The sequence below is a fragment of the Leisingera thetidis genome (assembly GCF_025857195.1).
Taxonomy (GTDB): Bacteria; Pseudomonadota; Alphaproteobacteria; order Rhodobacterales; family Rhodobacteraceae; genus Leisingera; species Leisingera thetidis.
In genome coordinates this window covers 1,602,842-1,625,410 of sequence record NZ_CP109787.1, presented here as the reverse complement: position 1 = coordinate 1,625,410, position 22,569 = coordinate 1,602,842, and the positions used below count along the sequence as shown (strand labels likewise).

22 protein-coding genes and 1 other RNA gene are annotated in these 22,569 nt (G+C 63.1%); 12 read left to right on the top strand and 11 right to left on the bottom strand.

Annotation, left to right across the window (positions count from 1 at the left end; genetic code table 11):
- Window positions 1-16: 16 nt before the first annotated feature.
- The 5 genes from OKQ63_RS07830 to OKQ63_RS07810 all read right to left on the bottom strand — a co-directional run bounded on the left by OKQ63_RS07830 (window position 17) and on the right by OKQ63_RS07810 (window position 5,602).
- Window positions 17-1,612: a BCCT family transporter gene (locus tag OKQ63_RS07830; RefSeq protein ID WP_264213381.1), complete on the bottom strand. Its 1,596-nt coding sequence runs from the start codon at window positions 1,610-1,612 to the stop codon at window positions 17-19.
- 277 nt (window positions 1,613-1,889) lie between these two features.
- Window positions 1,890-2,882: an acryloyl-CoA reductase gene (gene acuI / locus OKQ63_RS07825; protein WP_264213380.1), complete on the bottom strand. Its 993-nt coding sequence runs from the start codon at window positions 2,880-2,882 to the stop codon at window positions 1,890-1,892.
- A 114-nt stretch (window positions 2,883-2,996) separates the two neighbouring features.
- Window positions 2,997-4,091, bottom strand: coding sequence for a dimethylsulfoniopropionate demethylase (locus tag OKQ63_RS07820; protein ID WP_264213379.1), 1,095 nt, complete (start codon window positions 4,089-4,091; stop codon window positions 2,997-2,999).
- 73 nt (window positions 4,092-4,164) lie between these two features.
- Window positions 4,165-4,806, bottom strand: coding sequence for a DUF1326 domain-containing protein (locus tag OKQ63_RS07815; RefSeq protein WP_264213378.1), 642 nt, complete (start codon window positions 4,804-4,806; stop codon window positions 4,165-4,167).
- Window positions 4,807-4,810: 4 nt separating this feature from the next.
- Entirely contained in the window at window positions 4,811-5,602 is a 792-nt protein-coding gene (locus tag OKQ63_RS07810; RefSeq protein ID WP_264213377.1) for a DUF2182 domain-containing protein, read from the bottom strand.
- 110 nt (window positions 5,603-5,712) lie between these two features.
- On the opposite strand from OKQ63_RS07810, the gene OKQ63_RS07805 reads away from it, so the two are divergent.
- The 7 genes from OKQ63_RS07805 to OKQ63_RS07775 all read left to right on the top strand — a co-directional run bounded on the left by OKQ63_RS07805 (window position 5,713) and on the right by OKQ63_RS07775 (window position 10,739).
- Window positions 5,713-6,441 carry a FadR/GntR family transcriptional regulator gene (locus tag OKQ63_RS07805; RefSeq protein WP_264213376.1) on the top strand — a complete coding sequence of 243 codons (729 nt, stop codon included), beginning with the start codon at window positions 5,713-5,715 and terminating at the stop codon, window positions 6,439-6,441.
- Between the two features lie 42 nt (window positions 6,442-6,483).
- Window positions 6,484-6,714 (top strand): aspartate aminotransferase, encoded by a 231-nt coding sequence (locus tag OKQ63_RS07800; protein WP_264213375.1) that lies wholly within the window; start codon window positions 6,484-6,486, stop codon window positions 6,712-6,714.
- A gap of 126 nt (window positions 6,715-6,840) precedes the next feature.
- Window positions 6,841-7,191, top strand: a transfer-messenger RNA (tmRNA) gene (gene ssrA / locus OKQ63_RS07795).
- 204 nt (window positions 7,192-7,395) lie between these two features.
- Entirely contained in the window at window positions 7,396-7,923 is a 528-nt protein-coding gene (locus OKQ63_RS07790; RefSeq protein ID WP_264213374.1) for a nuclear transport factor 2 family protein, read from the top strand.
- A gap of 140 nt (window positions 7,924-8,063) precedes the next feature.
- Window positions 8,064-8,879: a chromate resistance protein ChrB domain-containing protein gene (locus OKQ63_RS07785; RefSeq protein ID WP_264213373.1), complete on the top strand. Its 816-nt coding sequence runs from the start codon at window positions 8,064-8,066 to the stop codon at window positions 8,877-8,879.
- Window positions 8,876-10,147 (top strand): chromate efflux transporter, encoded by a 1,272-nt coding sequence (chrA, locus tag OKQ63_RS07780; protein ID WP_264213372.1) that lies wholly within the window; start codon window positions 8,876-8,878, stop codon window positions 10,145-10,147. The genes OKQ63_RS07785 and chrA overlap by 4 nt, the downstream gene beginning before the upstream one ends.
- Before the next feature lie 118 nt (window positions 10,148-10,265).
- Window positions 10,266-10,739, top strand: coding sequence for an SspB family protein (locus OKQ63_RS07775; RefSeq protein ID WP_264213371.1), 474 nt, complete (start codon window positions 10,266-10,268; stop codon window positions 10,737-10,739).
- Window positions 10,740-10,809: 70 nt separating this feature from the next.
- On the opposite strand, the gene OKQ63_RS07770 is transcribed toward OKQ63_RS07775, so the two are convergent.
- A complete protein-coding gene (locus OKQ63_RS07770; protein ID WP_264213370.1) occupies window positions 10,810-11,301 on the bottom strand; it encodes a hypothetical protein in 492 nt (163 codons plus the stop codon).
- Window positions 11,302-11,577: 276 nt separating this feature from the next.
- On the opposite strand from OKQ63_RS07770, the gene fumC reads away from it, so the two are divergent.
- The 4 genes from fumC to OKQ63_RS07750 are packed head-to-tail and all read left to right on the top strand — an operon-like array spanning window position 11,578 to window position 13,617.
- Complete coding sequence (gene fumC / locus OKQ63_RS07765) at window positions 11,578-12,972, top strand: class II fumarate hydratase (RefSeq protein WP_264213369.1); 1,395 nt, start codon at window positions 11,578-11,580, stop codon at window positions 12,970-12,972.
- On the top strand, window positions 12,972-13,148 hold the full coding sequence (locus tag OKQ63_RS07760; protein ID WP_264213368.1) for a DUF4169 family protein: 177 nt from the start codon (window positions 12,972-12,974) through the stop codon (window positions 13,146-13,148). The genes fumC and OKQ63_RS07760 overlap by 1 nt, the downstream gene beginning before the upstream one ends.
- On the top strand, window positions 13,145-13,363 hold the full coding sequence (locus OKQ63_RS07755; protein WP_264213367.1) for a ribbon-helix-helix domain-containing protein: 219 nt from the start codon (window positions 13,145-13,147) through the stop codon (window positions 13,361-13,363). The genes OKQ63_RS07760 and OKQ63_RS07755 overlap by 4 nt, the downstream gene beginning before the upstream one ends.
- Window positions 13,364-13,386: 23 nt before the next feature.
- Window positions 13,387-13,617, top strand: coding sequence for an N-(5'-phosphoribosyl)anthranilate isomerase (locus tag OKQ63_RS07750; RefSeq protein WP_264213366.1), 231 nt, complete (start codon window positions 13,387-13,389; stop codon window positions 13,615-13,617).
- Window positions 13,618-13,652: 35 nt separating this feature from the next.
- Here OKQ63_RS07750 and OKQ63_RS07745 read toward each other — a convergent pair whose 3' ends face one another.
- The 3 genes from OKQ63_RS07745 to OKQ63_RS07735 form a co-directional block, all read right to left on the bottom strand.
- Window positions 13,653-15,023 (bottom strand): cytochrome P450, encoded by a 1,371-nt coding sequence (locus tag OKQ63_RS07745; RefSeq protein WP_264213365.1) that lies wholly within the window; start codon window positions 15,021-15,023, stop codon window positions 13,653-13,655.
- Window positions 15,020-16,270 (bottom strand): hypothetical protein, encoded by a 1,251-nt coding sequence (locus OKQ63_RS07740; protein WP_264213364.1) that lies wholly within the window; start codon window positions 16,268-16,270, stop codon window positions 15,020-15,022. Before OKQ63_RS07740 ends, OKQ63_RS07745 begins: the two co-directional genes overlap by 4 nt.
- 107 nt (window positions 16,271-16,377) lie before the next feature.
- The gene (locus OKQ63_RS07735) at window positions 16,378-17,130 is read right to left on the bottom strand and encodes a cytochrome c biogenesis CcdA family protein (RefSeq protein ID WP_264213363.1); all 753 of its coding nucleotides are present in this window, start codon (window positions 17,128-17,130) and stop codon (window positions 16,378-16,380) included.
- A gap of 94 nt (window positions 17,131-17,224) precedes the next feature.
- Here OKQ63_RS07735 and OKQ63_RS07730 point away from each other — a divergent pair, with 94 nt between their 5' ends.
- A complete protein-coding gene (locus OKQ63_RS07730) occupies window positions 17,225-17,464 on the top strand; it encodes a sulfurtransferase TusA family protein (RefSeq protein ID WP_264213899.1) in 240 nt (79 codons plus the stop codon).
- A gap of 77 nt (window positions 17,465-17,541) precedes the next feature.
- Here OKQ63_RS07730 and OKQ63_RS07725 read toward each other — a convergent pair whose 3' ends face one another.
- Both OKQ63_RS07725 and OKQ63_RS07720 read right to left on the bottom strand, forming a co-directional pair.
- Complete coding sequence (locus tag OKQ63_RS07725; protein WP_264213362.1) at window positions 17,542-20,535, bottom strand: Rne/Rng family ribonuclease; 2,994 nt, start codon at window positions 20,533-20,535, stop codon at window positions 17,542-17,544.
- Between the two features lie 665 nt (window positions 20,536-21,200).
- Window positions 21,201-22,538: a sigma-54-dependent transcriptional regulator gene (locus OKQ63_RS07720; RefSeq protein ID WP_264213361.1), complete on the bottom strand. Its 1,338-nt coding sequence runs from the start codon at window positions 22,536-22,538 to the stop codon at window positions 21,201-21,203.
- Window positions 22,539-22,569: the final 31 nt, after the last annotated feature.

Below are 22,569 nucleotides of genomic sequence, written 5' to 3'. Positions count from 1 at the left end.
GCAGGCTGCGGCGCGCTCAGTCGCCGCGCCGTTCCCGGGCCAGGCCGATGAAGACCGACACACACATCAGCACCAGCACGATGGCAAACGGGAAGCCGGTGGCAATCGCCGCCGCCTGCAGCGCCCCCAGGCCGCCGCCCAGCAGCAGAACGATGGCAATGGCACCTTCGAGGATGCACCAGAACACACGCTGTGCAGTCGGCGCATCGGTCTTGCCGCCTGCGGTGATGGTGTCGATCACCAGCGAGCCGGAGTCCGAGGAGGTGACGAAGAAGACCACCACCAGGATAATGCCGACAAAGGACAGGATGCCGGTCAGCGGAAAAGTCTCGAACATCTTGAACATCTTCAGCTCCAGCGCCGCCTCCTGCAGCGCCTGGCCGGTTTCTCCTGCCACCAGATCCAGCGCCGCGCCGCCAAAGACACTCATCCACAGGGCGCCGACAACGGTCGGGATCAGCAGCACGCAGGTCACGAATTCGCGCACGGTGCGGCCGCGGGAAATGCGGGCAATGAACATGCCGACAAAGGGCGACCAGGAAATCCACCAGGCCCAGTAGAATGTGGTCCAGCCCTGCAGAAAGTTGGTGTCCTCGCGGCCCACCCAGTTGGCCAGCTGCGGCAGGGTCACCACATAATCGGCAAGATTGGTGAAGAAGCCGGACAGGATCGCCACAGTCGGGCCAACGATCAGCACCAGAAGCAGCAAGGCGGCGGCCAGAATCATGTTGGCCTCGGACAGGCGCTTCACGCCCTTTTCCAGCCCGGCCACAACCGAGATCAGCGCAAACAGGGTGATGGCAACGATCAGGAACACCTTCATGCCGTCGGTGACGGGCACTCCGAACAGATAGTTCAGACCTGCCAGCGCCTGGGTCGCGCCCAGGCCCAGCGAGGTTGCCAGGCCAAAGATAGTGGCAAAGACCGCCAGCACGTCAATGATATGCCCCAGCACGCCCCAAGTCGCATTGCCGAACAGCGGAAAGAACACCGAGCGCATGGTCAGCGGCAGGCCGCGGTTGAAGGAGAAGAAAGCCAGCGCCAGTGCCACCACCGCATAGACCGCCCAGGGATGCAGGCCCCAGTGGAAGATCGTCGCGGCCATTGCCAGTCTCTGCGCGGCGGCATCATCGCCCGCGGCGGCCCCCAAGGGCGCCCAGTCAGTGCGCACCCCATCCCCGCCGGCAGCGGTGCCGCCCAGCGATGCGCCGAAATGCGAAATCGGCTCAGCGACGCCCCAGAACACCAGGCCAATGCCCATGCCGGCGGCAAACAGCATCGCAAACCAGCCGGCATAGGAATAGTCCGGCCGCGCATCGCTGCCGCCCAGGCGGATCGAGCCATAGGGCGAAACCACCAGGAACAGCGAGAACAGCACAAAGATGTTGGTCGAGATCATGAAGACCCAGTCGAATTTGCTGGTCAGCGCCGGACGCAGCCAGCCAAAGAACGCCGCTGCCTGCTCCTTGAACACCAAGGATACGACCACAAAGGCAACGATGGTCAGCGCCGAGATTGCAAAGACAGGATTGTGGACGTCCAGGCCCATCACCTGGATATTGTCCTGGCCGACCTCATAGTCCGCCTCGGGTTCGTTGGATTCTGTAGTCATGACGTGTCTCCCCGAATAGTCAGTGGGCTTTTCATCAGCGGGAATGGCGCCCGGAGGATTTGCAATTTGGACCCCTCATCGGCGGAAAGCGACATTGCAACGGATTTATGACAGGGGCGTCCAGCGTGAGCTGCGCAAATATCAACCGGAATGCCGCATTGCAAACATGTCTCCAGACCGCCGGTTTGCAGACGCCCCCGGGACCCGGTCCGGCGGTCCGGAACAGGAAAAGGGCCGGAAGAACCGGCCCCTTCCTATGCTGTCGTTCCAAGCTGGCTCAGCCGTTCACATCGACCACAACCCGGCCCTTGACCTGGCCCTTGAGAATATCCGCCCCCAGCCGCGGCAGGTCGCCGAGCGCCGCGGGCTGGATCATCGCCTCCAGCTTCTGCATCGGCAGATCCCTGGCAATCCGCTGCCAGGCGCGGAGACGGTTGTCATAGGGCTGCATCACCGAGTCGATGCCCAACAGGTTCACACCGCGCAAGAGGAACGGGATGACGGTGGCCGGCAGCCCGGCGCCGCCGGCAAGGCCGACGGCCGCAACCGAGGCGCCGTACTTCATCTGCCCCAGCACCCGCGCCAGCATGGCGCCGCCAACGGCATCCACGCAGCCGGCCCAGTTTTCGCTTTCCAGCGGCCGCTTGGTGGTCTCGTTGATCTCTTCGCGGGGCACAATCCGGGTGGCGCCGAGCGATTTCAGATAGTCCGCGGTTTCCGGGCGGCCGGTCACCCCGGCCACCTCATAGCCGAGATTGGCCAGGATCGCGGTGGCCACCGAGCCGACGCCGCCAGCAGCGCCTGTCACCAGAACCGGCCCGTGGCCGGGTTCCAGCCCGTGGTCCTCCAGCGCCATCACCGCCAGCATTGCGGTGAAACCGGCGGTGCCGACCGCCATTGCCTGGCGGGTATCCAGCCCCTCGGGCAGCGGCACCAGCCAGTCGGCGCGCACATTGGCCTTTTGCGCATAGCCGCCCCAATGGGCCTCGCCGACGCGCCAGCCGGTCAGCACCACCATGTCGCCGGGCTTGTAGCGGTCATCCGAGGAGGCCTCGACCGTGCCGGCAAAATCGATCCCCGGCACATGCGGATACTTGCGCACCAGCCCGCCGCCCGGCCCGATGCACAACCCGTCCTTGTAGTTCACGGTGGAATAGTCCACGGCCACGGTCACCTCGCCCTCGGGCAGCTGATCCAGGCTGATCTGCTCCACTGCGGCGGAGGTCTTGCCGCTGTCCTCGTCCTTGTTCACGACCAATGCATTGAACATCTCGCATTCCCTTTCCTCTGAACCCTGACCAGATCCCTTGTTCATCTGGCCCCAAATATCCCGGGGGAGCCGCGGCCTGCCGCGGCGGGGGCAGCGCCCCCTGCCCGCCCCGCCTCAGCGCCAGAACCGCTCCTGCACCGTTGCGGGCCGCATCCCTGCCGGCGTCTCCACTTCCATCACGGTGCCGGGCGCCCAATGGGACCGGTCCACCATTCCGATTGCCGCGTTCACCCCGAACTCAGGCGAAAACACCGCTGAGCCGGCTTGTCCCACCTGGCGCCCATCCGCGTAGAGCGGCCAGGCGTCCTGGCACGGCGGGATCTCTCCGCCGATCTCCAGCGGGCGGATCTGGCGGGACGGCCCGTTTGCCGCCTGTTCCGCCAGTGCTGCCCTGCCGATGTAGTCCTCGGGCGAGTTGCAGAACTTGCCCAGACCGCATTCATAAGGCGTGTTGTCGCGGGTCATGTCATTGCCGTAGCTGAGCAGCCCGCTTTCGACGCGCTCAATGGCGTTCGGGCAGCCTGCCCGCACATGCATGTCTTCGCCGGCAGCAAACAGCGCATCCCACAGCGGCATGCCAAGATCCGACCCTTCAACATAGATCTCGAAGCCCCCCTGCTTGGACCAACCGGAGCGGGCGACCACCAGTTCCACGCCCTCAAAGGCCAGCCGCTTGTAGCGGAAGAAGCGGATATCCCGCACCGCATCGCCGAACACCCGCGCCATCAGATCGTCCGCTTTCGGCCCCTGCACCGCCAGCGGCGAGACGTCCGGTTCTGCGATCTCGGCATCAAAGCCCTTGGCGATGGCAATGCCGAGCACGAACTGCAGCAGATCGCCATCGGCCAGCGACAGCCAGTAGTGATCCGCTGCCAGCTTGACCGCAACCGGGTCATTCAGCATGCCGCCGTTTTGATCCACCGCAGGCACATAATAACACTGATCGTCCGCCATCCGGTCCATGTCGCGCGGACTGATCAGCTTCATCAGCCGCAGCGCATCCGGCCCCTTGATGCTGACCTGCCGTTCGCAGGACACATCCCAGACCTGCACATGCTGCTTGAGGTGTGCGCAGTCATATTCCAGGCTGTCAAACACCGTTGCCAGCAGCATGTGGTTATAGACGGTGTATCCCTTGACGCCTGCGGCCTCGACACCCTTGGAAAAGGGCGTGCGCCGGATGCGGCGGGACGGAAAGATATTCGCCATGCTCAAGTCTCCGCATGTGTGTTACGCATTGCAATTCGCCTACGGCGGTGCCGGTCAGAGCCGCCCTGCGCCGTTACTTGGAGCCGGACCAGTCGATCGGGCAGATTTCAGCGGATTTGCCGCCGAAATCCCAGACCCGGCCGAAGTCGCGCACACGGGACTTGAGCCCCTTCGCCGCAATGATGTCCGGCCCCATCCAGTATTTCGAATTGGTGATCATCACCGGGTGATCCTCGCTGGCGCCCTCGATCATCTCGATCTCCCCCTGGATCTTGCGGCCGATCCTGATCACCCGGCGCCGGCCGTCGCGCTCGATCAGGACCTCGGTGCGCTCGGCGCCGATGATCTCGCTCACCAGCATGGTGAACAGACCGGTGGTGCCGCCCGCCTGGCCGCTGAAGATCTGCAGCAGGCCTTCGTAAGCCTTGTCCGAAGCGTTGTCGTCCACATAGGCCGCAACCTTCCAGTTGCCTTCCCCCATCCGGCCCGGGATATCCACCAGCAGGCCGACGTTCAGGCCGGACAGGCTCTCGCCTTCGAAATGGCCTTCCTCGATCGCGATGCCCATCCAGGCGTGGCAATGGCCTTCGGTCGGCGGGTGCGCGCCCAGCGACACAACGCAGGGGCAGAACACTTCGCAGGAGCAGTTCAGGAACAGCTCGCCCTTGACCGCCCAATCAGCAGGCGTGACCTGCGGACGCTGATAAGATGCCATTTGGTTATCCTCCGACAAAGACCGGGTAGGCGATCACAATGATCCCTGCGGCGGCAAGCGCGCCTCCCAGCGGTTTCATGATCAGGTGGCCGATCTGCGGCAGTTTTTCGAGCACCATGAAAAATGTGGCCAGCCCCATCCACAGCAGGCTCATGACGCCGCCGGCAAAGCCCAGCGCCATGAAACCCCAGCAGCAGCCGGCGCAAAAGACGCCAAGTCCCAGCCCCATCCGCAGACCGCCGCCGAACCCGGTTCTCCAGCGGGTCAGGAAATAGGTCATCGGGCTGTGGCAGACGCCGTGGCACAGTTCCTTGGCACGGGTGAACTGGAACACTCCGACGCCAATCAGCAGCCCGGCGGCAAAGAACCGGGACTTGGCGATGCCGAGCATGTCGACCATCCCGGCGAACAGCAGCACCAGCTGCAGCCCGGCAATGACCGCTGCAAACAGGATCCAGACCAGCAGATACCCCAGCAGCAAGCCGAGCCAGCCGGCACGGGTGCCGTTGGCGCTGGCGATCAGATCATCGTAGCTGCGCAGGGCTGGCACCATGGTTGGCAGCATCATTGCTGCCATCATGACCGCCCACATGGCAAAAACCGGACCAAAAGAGGCCATCGGCATATCCATGTCCATGCGCGGATCCATGCTGCGCATGGCCTCGGCCACCGGGCCGGGACGGCCGATCAGGTCCAGCCCCATGCCGGTGCTCATGGAATACAAACTCCACCAGGACGCCAGAATGGCCGCAAAGAAACCAAGCCACAGAACGTTGCGCATGGATGATCTGAGCATCGCCTTCTCCCGACTCAAGCCTTGCAATTTAAATGTCAGACTTTTAAATGTCAGACAAATGATTTTTTGCCGGAGCGCTTCCGGCGAACCGCTGCATCGGGGCCACCAGCATGAAGATTGATCCCAATAGTTCCGCCGACCTCTCGGTTCAGATAGCCCAGGCGATCAAGGACGCCATCATTTCCGGTGCGCTGATTGTCGATGAGCGCCTGCCGTCCGAGAGCGAACTGTCCGATCAGTTTCAGGTCTCCCGCTCCACCGTCCGGGAAGCGCTGAAACGGCTGGCCGCGCAATCTCTGATCCGAACTCAGCGCGGCGCGTCGGGGGGGGCATTTGTCAATCGCTTGAGCTTTGAAGACGCCTATTCGCAGCAGATCACCACCTCGACGCTGCTGCTCAGCATGAACGCGGTGAGCTTTGATACCGCCTGCGAGGCGCGCTATGCGCTGGAGCGCGCCTGTGCACCCTTGTCGGCGGAGCGGCGCAGCGCCGATCACCTGGCCACCATGCGGGCGGAGATTTTCCGCCAGGGCCAGCCCGGGCTGACCGACGTGGCGTTTTGCGCCTCCGACGTGGCCTTTCACCGGGCACTGGTGGATGGGGCTGGCAATCCGGTGCTGTCCTATCAGCTGGCCGGCGCGGTGGAAGCGATGCAGCCCCTGATGAACATGATCACCTTTACCGCCCGCGACCGCGAAGCGATCACCGGCCTGCATTCCCGCATTGCCGACGCCATCGAGGCCGGCGACGGCAGTGCAGCCGTATCCCGCTTGCAGGATCTGGAAGGCGAAACCCGCAAGCTGGCCTCCGATGTTTTCGCGGCACGGGCGCAGAAGTAAGACGTCAACGTTTTGTCAACTCTGAGCCGGAACACTCCGGGCATGGTCAAACCCGGCTCCGCCCTGTCTCCTGATATCTGGCTGCGCGATATCTTCGCCTGCAAGGCGGTTCAGAACGGCCAAGTGCTGCGCCGCAAAACCCGCGATATCGAGCGGTATGCCGGGATGGATGCCTTTCTGGCCGAAGTCCGCGCCCGCGGGTTTCAGGCGGTGCTGAACCGCGAGCAGATTGTCGTGTTTTGCAACAGCGCTCCGATCCGCAAACTGGTGTAGCGCAGCCGTTTTCCGGCGCGGAAAACGGCCAGAAATCCTGCGAGGATTTCTGGCGGCTCGGCTGGCGGCACAGCGCCGGTTTTCCGCGCAGGATTTCTGGCCGGAATCTTCGAAGGAGTCCGGTTGCCCCTTTGCAACCGCAAAGAAGCGCACTATATAGCTCCTGTTCCCTTGCGGAACTATGGACATAAACGCGCTCGTAATAAGCGGATCGGACCCGGGGGCGGTACCCGGCGGCTCCACCAACATCCTTCGTTTGGGGATCATGGGGCCGAAACAGGATCGACGGACGTCTAAAGGGGTTTGCTTTGTCTCGGCTGTCTGCCACCGTTACCGGCGAAAATAGTACAATTGCAAACGACAATCGTGCTCCGGTTGCTCTGGCTGCGTAAGCAGTTCGAGGAATCGAAATCTAAGCCCTTGCGCCTAGCCGTGTAAGGCGGGGTCCGCAGGTACCTGGCAACAGAAACCTGCACTTTCCGCACCGCGCATGCGATTCCGTCGCGTCACCCTGCTGCATCACTCGGATTGGAGGTTCAAATCCGGCCGCCGCGGCGGTACCAAGGATGCCTGAACCGAAACCGGTCTGCGGAAAGCTTGCCCTTGCCGTCTGTCTGTCCAGACAAGAACACCCTCGGGGTCAAAATGTCCAAATCCATCAGTATGCCCGGGAACAGCACTATGTCCCAGCGCCGGGCCGCGCCAGCGCACAGCCAGCCGATGCAGGCTGCGGAATGCATGCCCGCCATGGCGGCCCCGTTTGATCCGGCCGGCACTGACCGCATGCCGCTGACCCGGCTGCTGCACTACTGGTTCGAGGAGGTCTGGTGCAAAGGCAATCTGGCCGCCGTTGCCGAGGTGATGACCGCGGATACGCTGATTACCGGCGCAGTCTCTGCCCTCGCCGAGCCGGAATGCGACTATGGCGAGGTGGTCGCGGCGCTGCGCAACCTTCTGGGCCCGATCACTGTCACTTTTACACATGCAATGGAAACCCGGGACTGGGTGTCTGTCCGGCTGCTGGCCAGCACCAGCGATCCCAGGAACGGCACGCCCTTTGAGATTTCCGGCCAGGTCATGGCGCGCGTGGCAGAGGGCAGGATTTCCGAACTGCACTCCAACATGGATTACTTCCGGATGTTCGAGCAGCTGGGCCAGCTGCCGCCGGAGGCGCTGGCCATCTGCATGACCGGCGAGCGGCTGAAGTAGCCAGCGGCCCGCGGCCATTGCACAGCCTTGACAATGCCGGTGCAAATGCGCTTGTAAGAGGTATGGGGAAAACCGCGGACGCCCCGTGAGGCGACAGCCCAAGGTTCGCATGTTAACCTTGCTCGCGAGGAGACATGCCCATGGCTGCCCCGAATGAAATTACCCCTCTCCAGTTGTTGCGTCTGATTGGCGTGCCGAATGCGCCGGTGCTGGCGGATATCAGCATTGACGAAGACTTTGCTGCCGATCCCTATCTGATCCCCGGCTCCTTCCGGCATCCGCACACGGATATCGAAGGCCTCAAAACCCGCCTTGAGGGTCGGCGCTGCGTTGTGATCTGCCAGAAAGGCATCAAGCTGTCGCAAGGGCTGGCGGCCTGGCTGCGAAATGACGGGATCGAAGCGGAGTACCTGCAAGGCGGCATGCATGGCTGGCGCGACCTGAAGGGGGCGCCGCGCCTGCCCTTCAGCGCCCTGCCTGCACCGGCGGGCGGCAGCACTCTGTGGGTGACCCGGCACCGTCCCAAGATCGACCGCATTGCCTGCCCCTGGCTGATCCGCCGCTTTGTGGATCCTGACGCCCGCTTTCTGTTTGTGTCGCCCTCAGAGGTCGCGGGAGTTGCGGACCGCTTCGGCGCCACGCCTTTTGATGTCGAGGATGTGTTCTGGTCGCACCGCGGGGAACTCTGCACCTTTGACACCATGCTGGATGAGTTCGGCCTCAGAACCCCGGCGCTTGACACCCTGTCCCGGGTTGTGAGAGGCGCCGACACCAACCGGCACGATCTGGCACCCGAGGCGGCAGGGCTTCTGGCCCTTTCGGTGGGGCTGTCGCGCCAGTTCAAGGACGACCATCAGCAGCTTGAGGCAGGCATGACCCTTTATGACGCGCTGTACCGCTGGGCCCGTGACGGCCAGGGCGAAGGCCACGACTGGCCCGCGGACCGCAGGGCATGAGCCAGCCTTCCTGGCCGGAGATGTTCCGTGTGTTCGGGCGCATCGGGGTGCTGAGCTTTGGCGGCCCCGCGGCGCAGATTGCCGTGATGCACAAGGAGCTGGTCGAGGACCGCCCCTGGCTGAGCGAGGAAAGCTTCCTGCGCGGCCTGTCCTTCTGCATGCTGCTGCCGGGACCGGAGGCGATGCAGCTGGCGACCTACACCGGCTGGCGGATGCGCGGCACTCCGGGCGGGCTGCTGGCGGGGCTGCTGTTTGTGCTGCCGGGCGCGGCGGTGATTTCGCTGCTGGCCTGGCTCTATGCGCAATACGGCACCCTGCCTGCGGTGCAATCCGCTTTTCTGGGCATCAAGGCCGCCGTTGTCGTCATCATCCTGCAGGCGCTGCGGCGGCTGGCGGGCAAAGCGCTGCATGACACGCTGGACTGGATGCTGGCCGGCTTCGGCTTTGCCGCGCTGTTCCTGTTCAATCTGCCTTTCCCGGTGGTTGTTCTGGCGGCGGCCATCACAGGATATATGCGCAAGGCGGCTGTTTCAGAACGGCCTGCCTCCGCAGCCCCCTTCCGAGCCGCCGGCACGCTGCAGACCATTGCGGTCTGGGGCAGCCTGTGGCTGCTGCCGCTGATTGCGCTCAGCCTGTCCGGCGCGGGTTTCCTGGCCGACGCGGGATGGTTCTTTTCCAAGCTGGCGGTGGTCACCTTTGGCGGCGCCTATGCAGTGCTGGCCTATATCAGCCAGACCGTGGTGAGCCAGTTCGGCTGGATCACCGCCGGGCAGATGATCGATGCGCTGGGGCTGGCGGAAACCACGCCCGGCCCGCTGATCCTGGTCACACAGTTTGTCGCCATGCTGTCGGGTCTTTTGCAGGACGGCTTGGGGCTGTTCCTGGCGGCGGGTGCGGTGGCGCTTTGGGCAACCTTCATGCCCTGTTTCCTATGGATCTTTGCCGCAGCCCCCTATGTCGAGCGCATTGCGGCGCACCCTCGGCTGGGCATGGCTCTGAAGGCCGTGACCGCAACCGTTGCCGGTGTTATTCTGAACCTGTCGGTCTGGTTCCTGATACATGTAGGGTTTGCCGAAACGCAGGTGTTTGAGGCAGGTATTCTGCACCTTCCCCTGCCCCTCTGGAACAGCACGAACACCACCGCAGTGTTTCTGGTTCTTCTGGCGCCGCTTGCGGCCTGGATGGTACGCGGCAATATGCTGCTGCTGCTGGCAGTGATGGCGGCCGCCGGTTTGGCGATTGCGGAATTCCCGTTTGCAATCAGCTGACTGCCTCTGCCGCCGGATCGCCGCCGGCGGCAATAATTTTTGGTTCAGGCAAAAGGCTGCCCTTTTGTTTCCGGCAGAATCTCTTATGCTTGGGGGCAAATGAATAAAGGGTGACTGCATGTCCCGTGAAATCGACTATGGCAACCTGATGCATTCTGCGATGCGCGGCCTGATCCGGACCGTGCTGCAGGATATTTCCGAAAACGGATTGCCAGGTAACCACCACTTTTTCATCACTTTCGATACTGCCCATCCCGATGTCGAACTGGCAGATTGGCTGTCCGACCGCTACCCGGGTGAAATGACTGTGGTCATGCAGCATTGGTTCGACAATCTGACCGTTGATGAGGACGGTTTCGCCGTCACCCTGAATTTCGGCGACTCGCCGGAGCCGCTTTATATCCCCTATGATGCGATCCGCACCTTTGTGGATCCGTCGGTGGAATTCGGGCTTCGGTTCGAGTCAGCCGATGAAGAGGCAGAAGATTACGATGCGTTGCCGGAGGACGAAGGTGAACCCGACAGCGCCGAAGCGCCCGCTGAAAAGAAGAAAGACGCGGATGTCGTATCGCTGGACAGCTTCCGCAAATAATCCGCAAGACATCCTGAAACGCCAAAGGCGGCCGGACCGGCCGCTTTTTTAACGCCGGGCATGCGGCCGCTCACTGCTTCGTCAGGAAAGTTGCCAGTTCACGCCGGGGCTTGCCGTTCAAACGCGAAATATAGACCAGATCCAAGCCGCCGTCAGCCAAAGTGCGGTCATACTGCTGCATCTCGTAATCACCGTTAGGGTGAATGAACAGTGAAAACACCGTCAACGTTCCATTGGTGATGCGCCCCCAGACAAACGGTTCTCCCTCCATCGGATTCAGCGGCACCGAATGTCCGAACACATTGCGTGTCATTGCTGCGGAAAAGACGCCATTGCGGCCGCTGGGCAGGAATTCGACCTCGTAGGCCTTTGTTTTTCTGCGCCCGTCGTCCTTTTCCGTCGTCGCCGTCCACTTGATCGTGAAACCCTTCTTCATTGCACGGATTTCAACACTCATATCTCTGGGGTCGGTGTCGCCATCGTCTTTGACGATCTCGACGCTGCCGGTGTACTTGCCGGCAAATCGGGAAATATCCGCAAGCGCCTGCAGCGGCAGCAGCATGAACGCTCCTGCAGCCAGCAATAGTGCGGCACCCGTCTTGAACGCTCGGAATTTTCGCAAACGGATTGGCACGTGTTCTTCCTTTCCAGACCCCAAGGCCCGTCCCCCGCACTGTAACCATAGCATGGTTCAAGGCAATGGCATGGGCCGGATTGCGCCAATTCGGCACTATACCTGACCGTCCGAATGGCTATGCTGCGCGCAACTGGCCGATTGCACCGCATTTGCGCAGCGGCTAAACGGCATACAACCGCATACTTTACGGAGAGAAGACGGATGTCCGGAACCCGCACCGAAACCGACAGCTTTGGCCCGCTCGAGGTCCCCGCAGACAAATACTGGGGCGCTCAGACCCAGCGTTCGATCATGAATTTCCCGATTGGCTGGGAAAAGCAGCCTGTCGCCATCGTGCGTGCACTTGGCGTGATCAAGCAGGCCTGCGCCATGGCCAACAAAGCCTCGGGCAAGCTGGACACGGAAATCGGCGACGCCGTTATTCAAGCGGCCAGCGAGGTGGTCGCGGGCCGGTTCGACGACAACTTCCCTCTGGTGGTCTGGCAGACCGGTTCCGGCACCCAGTCGAACATGAACTCCAATGAGGTGATCGCCAACCGCGCAATCGAAATCCTGGGCGGCGTCATCGGCTCCAAGGACCCGGTGCATCCGAACGATCACTGCAACATGGGGCAGTCCTCCAACGACACCTTCCCCACGGCAATGCATATCGCCACCGCGATGTCGGTGCGCGACGTGCTGGTCCCGGGCCTGACCAAGCTGGCCGAAGGGCTGGAAGCCAAGGCCGAAGAATTCAAGGACATCATCAAGATCGGCCGCACCCATACCCAGGATGCGACCCCGCTGACGCTGGGGCAGGAGTTCGGCGGCTACGCCCATCAGATCCGCCAGGGCCTGGCGCGTGTCGAGGCGGCGATGCCCGGCATTTATGAGCTGGCGCAAGGGGGCACCGCCGTGGGCACCGGCCTCAACACTCAGAAGGGCTGGGGCGAGACCGTGGCTGCCAACATGGCGGAAATCACCGGCCTGCCCTTTGTCACCGCCCCGAACAAGTTCGAGGCGCTGGCGGCGCATGACGCCATGGTCTTCCTGTCCGGCGCTTTGGCGACGATTGCGGGCAGCTGCTACAAGATCGCCAACGACATCCGCTTCCTCGGCTCCGGCCCGCGTTCCGGCCTGGGCGAGCTGATCCTGCCGGAGAACGAGCCCGGCTCCTCGATCATGCCGGGCAAGGTGAACCCGACCCAGGCCGAGGCGCTGACCCAGGTGGCCGCGCATGTGATGGGCAATGACGCGGCGATCAAGTTCGCAGGCTCGCAGGGCCACTTCGAACTGAACGTCTACAACCCGATGATGTCCTACAACCTGCTGCAGTCGATCCAGCTCCTGGGCGATGCGGCGGACAGCTTCACCGAGCGGATGCTGAACGGCATCCAGGCCAATGAGCCGCGCATCGAAAAGCTGATGAAGGAAAGTCTGATGCTGGTCACCGCGCTGGCACCGACCATCGGCTATGACAATGCCACCAAGGTTGCCAAGACAGCGCACAAGAACGGCACCACGCTGAAAGAAGAGGCGGTTGCCCTCGGTTTTGTCGATGAGGCAACCTTCGAAGCGGTTGTCCGTCCCGAGCAGATGATCGGACCCAAGGGCTGATGGCCAAGCCGGTCAATCTGAACCGGATCCGGAAGGAAAAGGCGCGGGCGGAGAAAAAGGCCCGCGCTGACCAAAACGCGGTGACTTTCGGGCGCACCAAGGCGGAAAAGGACTTGGACAAGGCACGCAACGCGCAGCAGGCCCGGCACCTCGACGATCACAAGCGGGACAAATGAACGGGCGCCCCAAGAAGCATTCCCTGACCTTGCGCGGGCACCGCACCTCGGTGTCGCTTGAGGATGACTTCTGGAATGCATTTCGCGAGATTGCTGCGCAGGAAGACCGTGCAATCAACGACCTGGCGGCCGAAATCGATGAGGGCCGCGGGGAGGACTGCGGGCTGGCATCGGCCATCCGGCTGTTTGTGCTGCGCCGGTTAAGAGCACGTTAACCAGGATCCTGGACACTTGCCGCATGGCACATGTGTTCCGCACTGTTTCCCCCGAACTATGGATGCAGCAGATTTTCGACGTGAAATCTGCCCGCCAAGGCGGTGTCGTGCGGCGCAAGCTGCGGGACGTTGAACGCAACATTGGCCTGGCCCGGCTGCAAAACGAGCTGCAACGCCGGGGCTATCATGCGGTATTGAACGGCGAACAGGTCGTCATCTTCTGCAACAACCAGGCTGTCCGGCTGCTGTGCTGACGCCAAAGTTTTCTGAAAACTTTGGCCAAAACTTTTCATAAAAGTTTTGGCTGCCGCGGTGTCAGCTGCAGCCAGATCCCGTTCTTCGACCGCACCGTCAGATGCGCCACCGGCACCGGCACCTTGCCTGCTACCGGTGCAATGCGGAACTGGCGCAGGATCATGGACAGGATCAGCGGCCCCTCCACCATGGCAAATCCAGCACCGGTGCAAACCCTGGATCCCGCTGAAAACGGGATATAGGCTTCGCGCTGGCACTGCTTGCCGTTTTCGGTCCCCCAGCGCGATGGGTCGAACCGGTCCGGGTTCTCCCACAACCGCTCGTGCCGGTGCAGGTGCCAGGGGCTGAGCACCACCTGCGCGCCCTTGGGCACCTGGCGGTTGCGGAAGTGCTCGGGGCACGCGGCTTCGCGCACCATCATCGGCACCGGCGGGTAGAGACGCAGGGTCTCGCGGAACACATCCCGGCTGATTTTCAGTTTCGAAACCGCCGCAAAGCTCTCATCCTCCAGCGCGGCGGCCTCTGCCGCCATTTTCTCCTGCCATTCGGGGTAAAGCGCCGCCAAGTACAGCGCCCAGGCCAGCGCCGAAGCGCTGGTCTCATGTCCCGCGAGAAAAAAGATCGCCACCTGATCCACCATCTCGGCGGTGTCGAAAGAGCTGCCTGTTTCCGGATCCCGGGTTGTCATGATCTTGGTCGCCAGATCATCCGGCGCCCGGCCGGCCCTGATCGCCGCCATGCGCTCTGCCGTCAGCTGGGCAATCAGCGCCCGGATCGCTTTTGCGTTCTGGCGGGTGCCGCGGCGGAAGAACCGCGGCATCCAGCGCGGAAGCGGTACAAAGGCGGCCAGATTCAACAGCGGCTGGCTGCGCTGGTAATCGCGGAAGCGGGTAAAGACTTCGCCGGCAACCTCATGCTCGATCGGAATCGAGAACAGCGTGCGGAAAATCACATCTGCCGCCGCGTGCGAGGTCTCCTCCTCGATCTCCACCGGCCCCTGCCGGCCTTTAAGCCGCTCAACCGCCGCCTCCGCCGCAGCGCGCATCGCCGGGTAGGTATCCTTCAGCCGCCCGCCTTCAAAGGCCGGGTCGATGATCCGCCGCTGCCGCTTCCAGACCTCGCCGTTGGTCAGGAACACCGATTGGCCCAGCAGGGGCTTCAGCCCCTCGGCAATGCGGTCCGATTTCGGGAAATCCTCCGGGCGGTCCTTCAGCAGTGTTTTCACCAGATCGGGCTGATTGATCAGGAACGAGCGGAAGAACGGCGTGCGGAACTCAGCCATCCAGGCCCGGTAGAGCCGCGCGGGCTGCGCCGACAGGATATCCTGGCGGAACAGCTTCACATAACGCCACAGCGACACCCTGTCCGCGCGTGCAGGCGGTTTCGGCGGCCTTTCGTATGTCATCCAGCGACCACTGAGGTGAATTTCGACACTGGCACGTCGATCCTGGAATGCGAGGGGCTGCGGTCTTTGTAGCGATCCGCCAGTGTCAGCGGCCCGGCCGTGATGCGGAAGTAATCGTAGTCGCCAGGGCGGTCGAAGGCACAGAGATACTGGAAATGAAGCCGGAAGAACCGCCAGCGCAGCTGCTGCCAGCGTTCCGGGCTGAGCGTCTGGGTAAAGGCTGCGGAAAACACCAGCGGCCAGCGCTTGCCGTCCGGGGCCACGCCGCTGACGGCAACCGGATCGCACAGCGCAAAGGCGCAGCCGTCACCCGGGGCGGTGACATCGATCCAGGCAAGTTCATCCCGCAGAGAAAGGTATTTCAGATCCGCCCGCAAGCGGTCTGCCCGAGGCAGAAAAGACACCATGGGCACCACCTGCCCCAGCGTGAGGAACCCGAGCGCCGGACGGTCTGCAGGCAAACCCTCACGAACCAGATCCGCCAGCACCGACACCCCGACATGCGCGCCGGAGGAATGCCCCACGACCAGCACCTCATCCAGGCTTGGGTCCCGCATCGCCCCGGCTATCAACGCGCGGAACTCACGCATCCGGGCCTCCATTTCCGGCGGAACGGCCCCGCGGGAGGCCGCGGAATGGGCATAGTCGTGCATCAGGTAATAGGCGAAAATCCTGCCGTCCCGTTTCTTGAACCAGCGCAGCAGCGCATAGCCGCAGCCAAGACCCAAGGCCCAGCCGGTTGCGGCTGCCGTCTGCCCGCCCAGACCTCCGAACCTGGCCGCAACGCCAAAGGCATGCGCAACGCCCCAGGCCAGCAAGAACGCCAGCAGCGCCTGGAGGAGGAGCATCCCAACCGGGTAGAGCGCGGCTATCACCGGCCCCTTGCGCAGCCGCATCAGCCGTCTGAGCGCGCCTGTCGTGATATAGATCCAGGCGGTCCGCGCCAGCTGCCAATAGGTTGCGGGGATTGTCGCCTCCATGCTGCCGCGAACGATGTCGGACCAGACCAGCACGTCAATATCCGCTTCTGACTGAACCCCATCCATCACGGCGGCGGCATGCCAGCCGTAGGCCCCCTTGGTCCGCTTGGGAGACAAGGACAGGCTGTAGCCGGAAATCTCCGCCTGCGCGGCGCCTTCCTTGCGGTACAGCTCGCGGTAGCGGCGCGGATGAATCGGATCATAGCCGGGTATGTAGAATACCCGCCGCCTGCGTACCTGCTGGGAGTTTGAACCGGCTTGATCCACGTTGACCTGCTCTGAGTTTCTGAGGGCAGACTAGCAGCGCAATCCGGCAAGAGTAAGGCCGGATCAGGCAAAGAAAGAGGGCCCGGAGGCCCCCGAAGCATCCTGTCTCAGCCCAGCGTTGCCAGCGCCGGGAAGGTCTCCAGCAGCCACCAGGAGAATGTGGTGAACAGACCGGTGACCAGCATGATCCCGACAAGCAGCAAGAGGCCGCCCATCACCTTTTCGATCAGCCCCATGTGGCGCTTCATCTTGTTCATCAGCGTCATCGAGCGGTTGAGGAACATCGCCGCCAGAAGGAAGGGCACGCCCAGCCCCGCGGCATAAACGCCCAGCAGCAGGGTGCCGCGGCTGACCGAGGCCTCGGAGGCCGCCAGCGACAGGATCGCGCCCAGCTGCGGGCCGATGCAGGGGGTCCAGCCAAAGGCGAAGGCCAGACCCAGCACATAGGCCCCCAATGCGGAACCACCGGATTCGCCCGCTTCCATCCGCGCCTCGCGGTCCAGCAGGGGAATTCGGAAAACCGACAGGAAGTGCAGGCCGAAGATGATCACCACGACACCTGAGACCTGGGCGAAAAGCTCCTGATTCTGCAGCACAAAGGCGCCAAAGGCCGAGGCGGTGAAGCCCAGCAGCAGAAACACCGTGGACAGCCCCATGACAAAGAACAGCGCCGCAATGATTGCCTTGCGCCGTGCCGCTGATGTGCCCTGCATCTCGCCTATGGTAACGCCGCTCATATAGGCCAGATACGGCGGCACGATCGGCAGTACGCAAGGCGACAGAAAGCTGATCACACCGCCCAGCAGCGCCACCAGCATGGCAGGGAGCAGCCCTGCGTCGATAATCTCGATTCCAAACATGTCCCAACACTTATGCCAGCAACTGACCAACGTCACGGGGACGGCTGGTCACATCCTTGTGGACAGCATGAAACATCCCGCTTATCTGCACACCATGACCGAGATCAAAGAGACATTGGACGCCATTGGGCTGCTGTGCCCCCTGCCCGTCCTGAAGGCCCGCAAGCGGCTGAAACCGCTGCAACCCGGCCAGGTGCTGCAACTGCTGGCGGATGACCCGGCGGCAGTGATCGACGTGCCGCATTTCTGCAATGAAGCGGGGCATGAGTTCCTCGGCTGCCGTGACGGCTGCGGCCATCAGATATACCTGATCCGCAAGGGCGGCGGCCTCTGAAACCGAGCGCCGGAACGGCCAGCGCAGTAGTGATCTGAAAAGAAAAAAGCGGGCCATCCGGCCCGCTTTATCATTTGTCAGCCGCCCATCGACCACCAGCCGCGGCGTTTGGGCTTGGGCGGGGCCGCCTGTTCAGGCTCAGCGTCTGCGCCGGCCATGGCAGGTTCCGGCTGGTTCTCTGGTTCAGATGGCTTCGGGCCAGCTTCCGCAGCTTCTTCTGCTGCGGGCTTTTCCGCCCCTGTTCCGGCGGCGGGTTCCTCAGCAGCTTTTGCAGGCTCTTCCGCCGGTGCGGCGTCCTCTTCTGCCGCGGTTTGCTCCGCTGGAGCCGTATCTTCGGCTTCAACGGCAGGTTCAGCGGCGGCGCCAGCTGCCTCTTGCGCAGTGTCTTCCTGCACAGTGTCTTCCGCCTCTGCCGCAACCGGTTCCGCTGCCGCTTCAGCCGGGGCATCTGCCGCAGCCTCTGCTGCAGGCGCATCCGCAGCTTCAGCTGCAACCGGTTCGTCCGGAGCACTTTCCTTGACGCTGTCAGCGGGGGCAGCAGCCTCTTCCTGGGCTTCTGCCTCGGTGTCCGCCGGTTTGGCTTTCGGCTTGCGCGACCGGGTGCGGGTGCGGGACGGCTTCTTCTTTTCCTTCACCTCTTCCGCAGCGGCGTCGCCTCCTTCGGGCGCAGCCTCTGAATCCTCGGCAGCCTCTTCCTGCGGCTGTTCCTGGTCCTCGGATGCGTCGTCACCGTTTTCGCCCGCCTGCGGCTGATCGCCAGACCCGGGCTTCCGGCGGCGGCGGCGGCGGCGTTTTCGCTTTGGCTTGTCGTCCTGAGCTGCATCCTCGGCGGCATCAGGCGCGGCAGCGGTCTCGTCCTCGTCAACGTCCTGACTGGCCTCTTCGGCGTCCACCTGATCCATGATCGACGTGTCCACCGACACCACCGGAGCGGTGACAGCAGGCACATTCCGCGACGCGGTCTTGAATTTCTCCAGAACGAAGTCCGGGCTGACCAGATGCGGATCCCCTTCGATGCGCACGGACAGGCCGTAGCGCGCCTCGATCTGGGCAATATGCTCGCGCTTCTGGTTCATCAGGAAGTTGGCGATGGAGACCGGGCAGCGCACCAGCACCTCGCGGGAGCGGCGGCGGGTGCCCTCTTCCTCGATCTGGCGCAGGATCGATAGCGCCATCGAGTCGTCCGAGCGGATCAGGCCGGTGCCATGGCAATGCGGGCACGGCGCGGTGGTGGCCTCGATCATGCCGGGGCGCAGGCGCTGGCGCGACATTTCCATCAGGCCAAAGCCCGAGATCCGGCCCACCTGAATGCGGGCGCGGTCGGTCTTCAGCTTGTCCTTCATGCGCTTTTCGACAGCAGCGTTGTTCTTGCGCTCGTCCATGTCGATGAAGTCGATGACGATCAGGCCGGCAAGGTCACGCAGGCGCAACTGGCGGGCGACTTCTTCAGCCGCCTCCAGGTTGGTGTTGAGCGCGGTTTCCTCGATCGAGCCCTGTTTGGTGGCGCGGCCGGAGTTCACGTCGATCGCCACCAGGGCTTCGGTCACGCCGATCACGATATAGCCGCCGGATTTCAGCTGCACGGTCGGGTTGAACATCCCGCCCAGGTAGCTTTCGACCTGGAACCGGGCGAACAGCGGCAGCCCTTCCTGGTAGTTCTTCACGTTCTTGGCATGGGACGGCATGATCATCTTCATGAAGTCCTTGGCGATGCGGTAGCCGCGCTCGCCTTCGACCAGAACCTCGTCGATCTCGCGGCTGTAGAGGTCGCGGATCGAGCGTTTGATCAGGTCGCCCTCTTCATAGATCTTGGCCGGCGCGATGGACTTCAGCGTCAGCTCGCGGATTTGCTCCCACATCCGCTGCAGATATTCGTAGTCGCGCTTGATCTCGGATTTGGTGCGTTTGGCACCCGCAGTGCGCACGATCAGGCCTGCGCCGGTGGGCACGTCCAGTTCGGTGGCAATTTCTTTCAGCTTCTTGCGGTCGGCAGCGTTGGTGATCTTGCGGGAGATGCCGCCGCCGCGGGCGGTGTTGGGCATCAGCACGCAGTAGCGGCCGGCCAGCGACAGATAGGTGGTCAGCGCCGCCCCTTTGTTGCCGCGTTCCTCCTTGACGACCTGCACCAGCAGAACCTGGCGCACCTTGATCACTTCCTGGATCTTGTAGCGGCGCGGGCGCGGCTTGCGCGGCGGGCGGATATCCTCGCTGTCGTCCTCTTCGGCGACGGATTCAATGCTTTCATCCTTGGTCGCGGCATCAGCCCGGCTGACGTCCCGGTCGTCGTCTCCCTCAGCGGCTTCAGCCTCTGCGGCTTCGGCCTCAGCGGTTTCAGCGCTTGCTGCCTTGGTGCCGGTTTCCGCAGCCTCGGTCTCCGCAGCGGCCTCTGCCGAAACGTCTTCTTCCTTGGCTTCGGCCGCCTGTTCCGCAGCCTCGGCAGATGCATCCGCCGACTCAGCCGCTGCGGCATCCCCGTCAGGGGCTTCGGCATCTGCTGTTTCTGCAGCCTGGGGCTCTTCAGCAGGCTGAGCCGCCGCGGCATCCTCAGGCACCTCGGCCAGTTCCGCCGGTTCTTCCACGGCTTCAGCGCTGTCGCTCAGATCGATGGTTTCCATCCCGGCGATTTCGGCGGGCTTTTCTTCCGCAGAGTCCAGCTCTTTGGTTTTCACCGCATCACTGGAAGACGCCTTGGCCGCCTTGGCTGCGGACTTGGGCTTGCGCGAACGCTTGGGCTTGGCCGGTTTTTCGTCCTCTTCCTCGTCACGGGCGCGCAATGTTTCCGCATAGGCCCGCTCTTCTTCCATCAGCGCTTCGCGGTCGGCCACCGGGATCTGGTAATAGTCCGGGTGAATTTCGGAAAACGCCAGAAAGCCATGGCGGTTGCCGCCATAGTCCACAAAGGCCGCCTGCAGCGACGGCTCGACCCGGGTTACTTTTGCGAGGTAAATGTTGCCAGCAAGCTGGCGTTTGTTTTCGGATTCAAAGTCGAATTCCTCAACCTTGTTTCCATCGACCACCACAACGCGGGTCTCTTCCGCGTGGGTGGCGTCAATAAGCATCTTCTTTGCCATGTGTCCTTGGTGCACCTGCCCTGTGCGCCCGCAAGCCTCCTGCTTCCAGGCGGCCGCGCGCGTTTCGGGTGGTGTCTTGTCAGGGCGATCTGGGACGGCGCGGTGCAGCAGGTGGTCCCGGGTTTCATGCCCGGCCTTCCTGCCTCAGTGCTCTTCGCTCTCGCGCGCGTCATCGCGGTTCTTCTCCGGCAAGCGGGACGCACCCACTCCTGCCTTGTTATCCCTGCACCGGCTGCAATTCCGGTTTGGGCGCTAAACTGCCCCCTTGGTTAAGAGGGCCAATCGGTCTGACTGCAGCTTTCTCGGATCATGCCGGACAAAAGCCAGAGCCAGCGAAACTCATCGGAACGGGGGAAACCAGAAGCCGGTTTCCGGCCCGTTGGGTCAGCATAAGGCCTGTGGATAGGTAATGACAATGGCCATTCGTCACCCCAGAGCCTGAAAATGAATCCAGCCGCCCTTAGCAGGCAGGTTGTTAATTTCCCGTAAGTTTCCGGTGCAGCCAAGCCCGGTTCCGCGCCCGCCCGATGCAGTTTCGCGCTGCTGATCCAGCACGGGCATTGGCCGGTCCGCCCTGCGGCTCCGGCAGCCTGCAAGCAATCCGGAGCCGGGCATGAGATGTTTTCCAGGCCGTTTCCCGCATCGGGGAGCGGCCTCCGGAAGGCTTACGCCAGGTAATCCGAGCGCTGCAGGCCGTATTTCGCCATTTTCTCGTTCAGGGTGCGGCGCGGCAGGCACAGCTCATCCATGACGCTGGCGATCGAGCCCTTGTGGCGGCGCATGGTGTTGTCGATCAGCATCCGCTCGAAGGCTTCCACATATTCCTTCAGCGGCTTGCCTTCGGTGGTCATCACCGGCTGCATCTCCTCGTGATCGGACATCAGCAGCGAGGCAATTGTGCCGGAGCCGCGGCGCGACTGCAGCACCGCACGTTCCGCGATGTTGATCAGCTGGCGCACATTGCCCGGCCAGGGCGCCTGCAGCAGCTGCGCCGCTTCCTGGGCGCTGACCTGCGGCGCGTCGCAGCCGTATTCCTCGGAAAACTGCTCGCTGAGCCGGGTGAACAGGGTCAGGATGTCCTCGCCGCGCTGGCGCAGCGGCGGCACGGTGATGCGCAGCGCCGCCAAGCGGTAGAACAGGTCCGGGCGCAGGGCGTCCTCGCAGGTCTTGCCCGCTTCCTGCAGGTTCGAAATCGCAATGATCCGGGTTTCGGCCGGCGTCCCCTGCTCGTTGATCACGCTCAGCAGCTTGGCCTGCAGGGTTTCGGACAGCGCATCAATGTCTTCCAGCACCAGGGTGCCGCCGCGGGCATCCTCGACAGCGGGCAGCATGCTGTCTTCCGGCAGCATCGGGCCGAACAAGCGTTTGGCCAGCGCCTCTTCCTCCAGCGCGGCGCAGGAGATCAGCACGAATTTCTTGCCCGCGCGGCTGCCAACCGCATGCAGCGCATGCGCCACCAGCGTCTTGCCGGTACCGGTTTCACCATCGATCAGCACGTGGCCGTCGGCCTGGCCGAGATCCAGGATATCCTCGCGCAGGCGCTCCATCACCGGGCTTTGGCCGATCAGCTTTTTCATGATCTGGCCGCCGTCGGACAGCTCCCGCCGCAGCGCCCGGTTGTCGAGCGTCAGGCGGCGCGCACCGGTGGCGCGCTTGGCCAGCTCCGACATGCGGTCCGGGTTGAAGGGTTTTTCCAGGAAGTCGAAGGCGCCCACGCGCATCGCCTCAACCGCCATCGGCACATCGCCGTGGCCGGTGATCATGATCACCGGCAGCGCACTGTCGCTGCCCATCAGCTTTTTCAGGAACTGCATCCCGTCCATGCCGGGCATCTTGATGTCCGAGATCACGATCCCCGGGTAATCCGGCCCCAGAACCTTGAGCGCCTCTTCGGCGCTGGAGAAGGTCTCGGTGTCGTATCCCGACAGTGCCAGCCACTGGCTGATCGACTGCCGCATATCCTGTTCGTCGTCCACGATCGCGATCTTCATAGCCTGGGCCATGCGCGTTCACTCCTAATCTTCTGGGGCTGCC

Coding starts and splice junctions, on each gene's coding strand:
- OKQ63_RS07830 (WP_264213381.1), bottom strand. CDS start 1,612: ATGACTACAGAATCCAACGAACCCGAGGCGGACTATGAGGTCGGCCAG.
- acuI (WP_264213380.1), bottom strand. CDS start 2,882: ATGTTCAATGCATTGGTCGTGAACAAGGACGAGGACAGCGGCAAGACC.
- OKQ63_RS07820 (WP_264213379.1), bottom strand. CDS start 4,091: ATGGCGAATATCTTTCCGTCCCGCCGCATCCGGCGCACGCCCTTTTCC.
- OKQ63_RS07815 (WP_264213378.1), bottom strand. CDS start 4,806: ATGGCATCTTATCAGCGTCCGCAGGTCACGCCTGCTGATTGGGCGGTC.
- OKQ63_RS07810 (WP_264213377.1), bottom strand. CDS start 5,602: ATGCTCAGATCATCCATGCGCAACGTTCTGTGGCTTGGTTTCTTTGCG.
- OKQ63_RS07805 (WP_264213376.1), top strand. CDS start 5,713: ATGAAGATTGATCCCAATAGTTCCGCCGACCTCTCGGTTCAGATAGCC.
- OKQ63_RS07800 (WP_264213375.1), top strand. CDS start 6,484: ATGGTCAAACCCGGCTCCGCCCTGTCTCCTGATATCTGGCTGCGCGAT.
- OKQ63_RS07790 (WP_264213374.1), top strand. CDS start 7,396: ATGTCCCAGCGCCGGGCCGCGCCAGCGCACAGCCAGCCGATGCAGGCT.
- OKQ63_RS07785 (WP_264213373.1), top strand. CDS start 8,064: ATGGCTGCCCCGAATGAAATTACCCCTCTCCAGTTGTTGCGTCTGATT.
- chrA (WP_264213372.1), top strand. CDS start 8,876: ATGAGCCAGCCTTCCTGGCCGGAGATGTTCCGTGTGTTCGGGCGCATC.
- OKQ63_RS07775 (WP_264213371.1), top strand. CDS start 10,266: ATGTCCCGTGAAATCGACTATGGCAACCTGATGCATTCTGCGATGCGC.
- OKQ63_RS07770 (WP_264213370.1), bottom strand. CDS start 11,301: ATGCTGCTGCCGCTGCAGGCGCTTGCGGATATTTCCCGATTTGCCGGC.
- fumC (WP_264213369.1), top strand. CDS start 11,578: ATGTCCGGAACCCGCACCGAAACCGACAGCTTTGGCCCGCTCGAGGTC.
- OKQ63_RS07760 (WP_264213368.1), top strand. CDS start 12,972: ATGGCCAAGCCGGTCAATCTGAACCGGATCCGGAAGGAAAAGGCGCGG.
- OKQ63_RS07755 (WP_264213367.1), top strand. CDS start 13,145: ATGAACGGGCGCCCCAAGAAGCATTCCCTGACCTTGCGCGGGCACCGC.
- OKQ63_RS07750 (WP_264213366.1), top strand. CDS start 13,387: ATGGCACATGTGTTCCGCACTGTTTCCCCCGAACTATGGATGCAGCAG.
- OKQ63_RS07745 (WP_264213365.1), bottom strand. CDS start 15,023: ATGACATACGAAAGGCCGCCGAAACCGCCTGCACGCGCGGACAGGGTG.
- OKQ63_RS07735 (WP_264213363.1), bottom strand. CDS start 17,130: ATGTTTGGAATCGAGATTATCGACGCAGGGCTGCTCCCTGCCATGCTG.
- OKQ63_RS07730 (WP_264213899.1), top strand. CDS start 17,225: ATGACCGAGATCAAAGAGACATTGGACGCCATTGGGCTGCTGTGCCCC.
- OKQ63_RS07725 (WP_264213362.1), bottom strand. CDS start 20,535: ATGGCAAAGAAGATGCTTATTGACGCCACCCACGCGGAAGAGACCCGC.
- OKQ63_RS07720 (WP_264213361.1), bottom strand. CDS start 22,538: ATGGCCCAGGCTATGAAGATCGCGATCGTGGACGACGAACAGGATATG.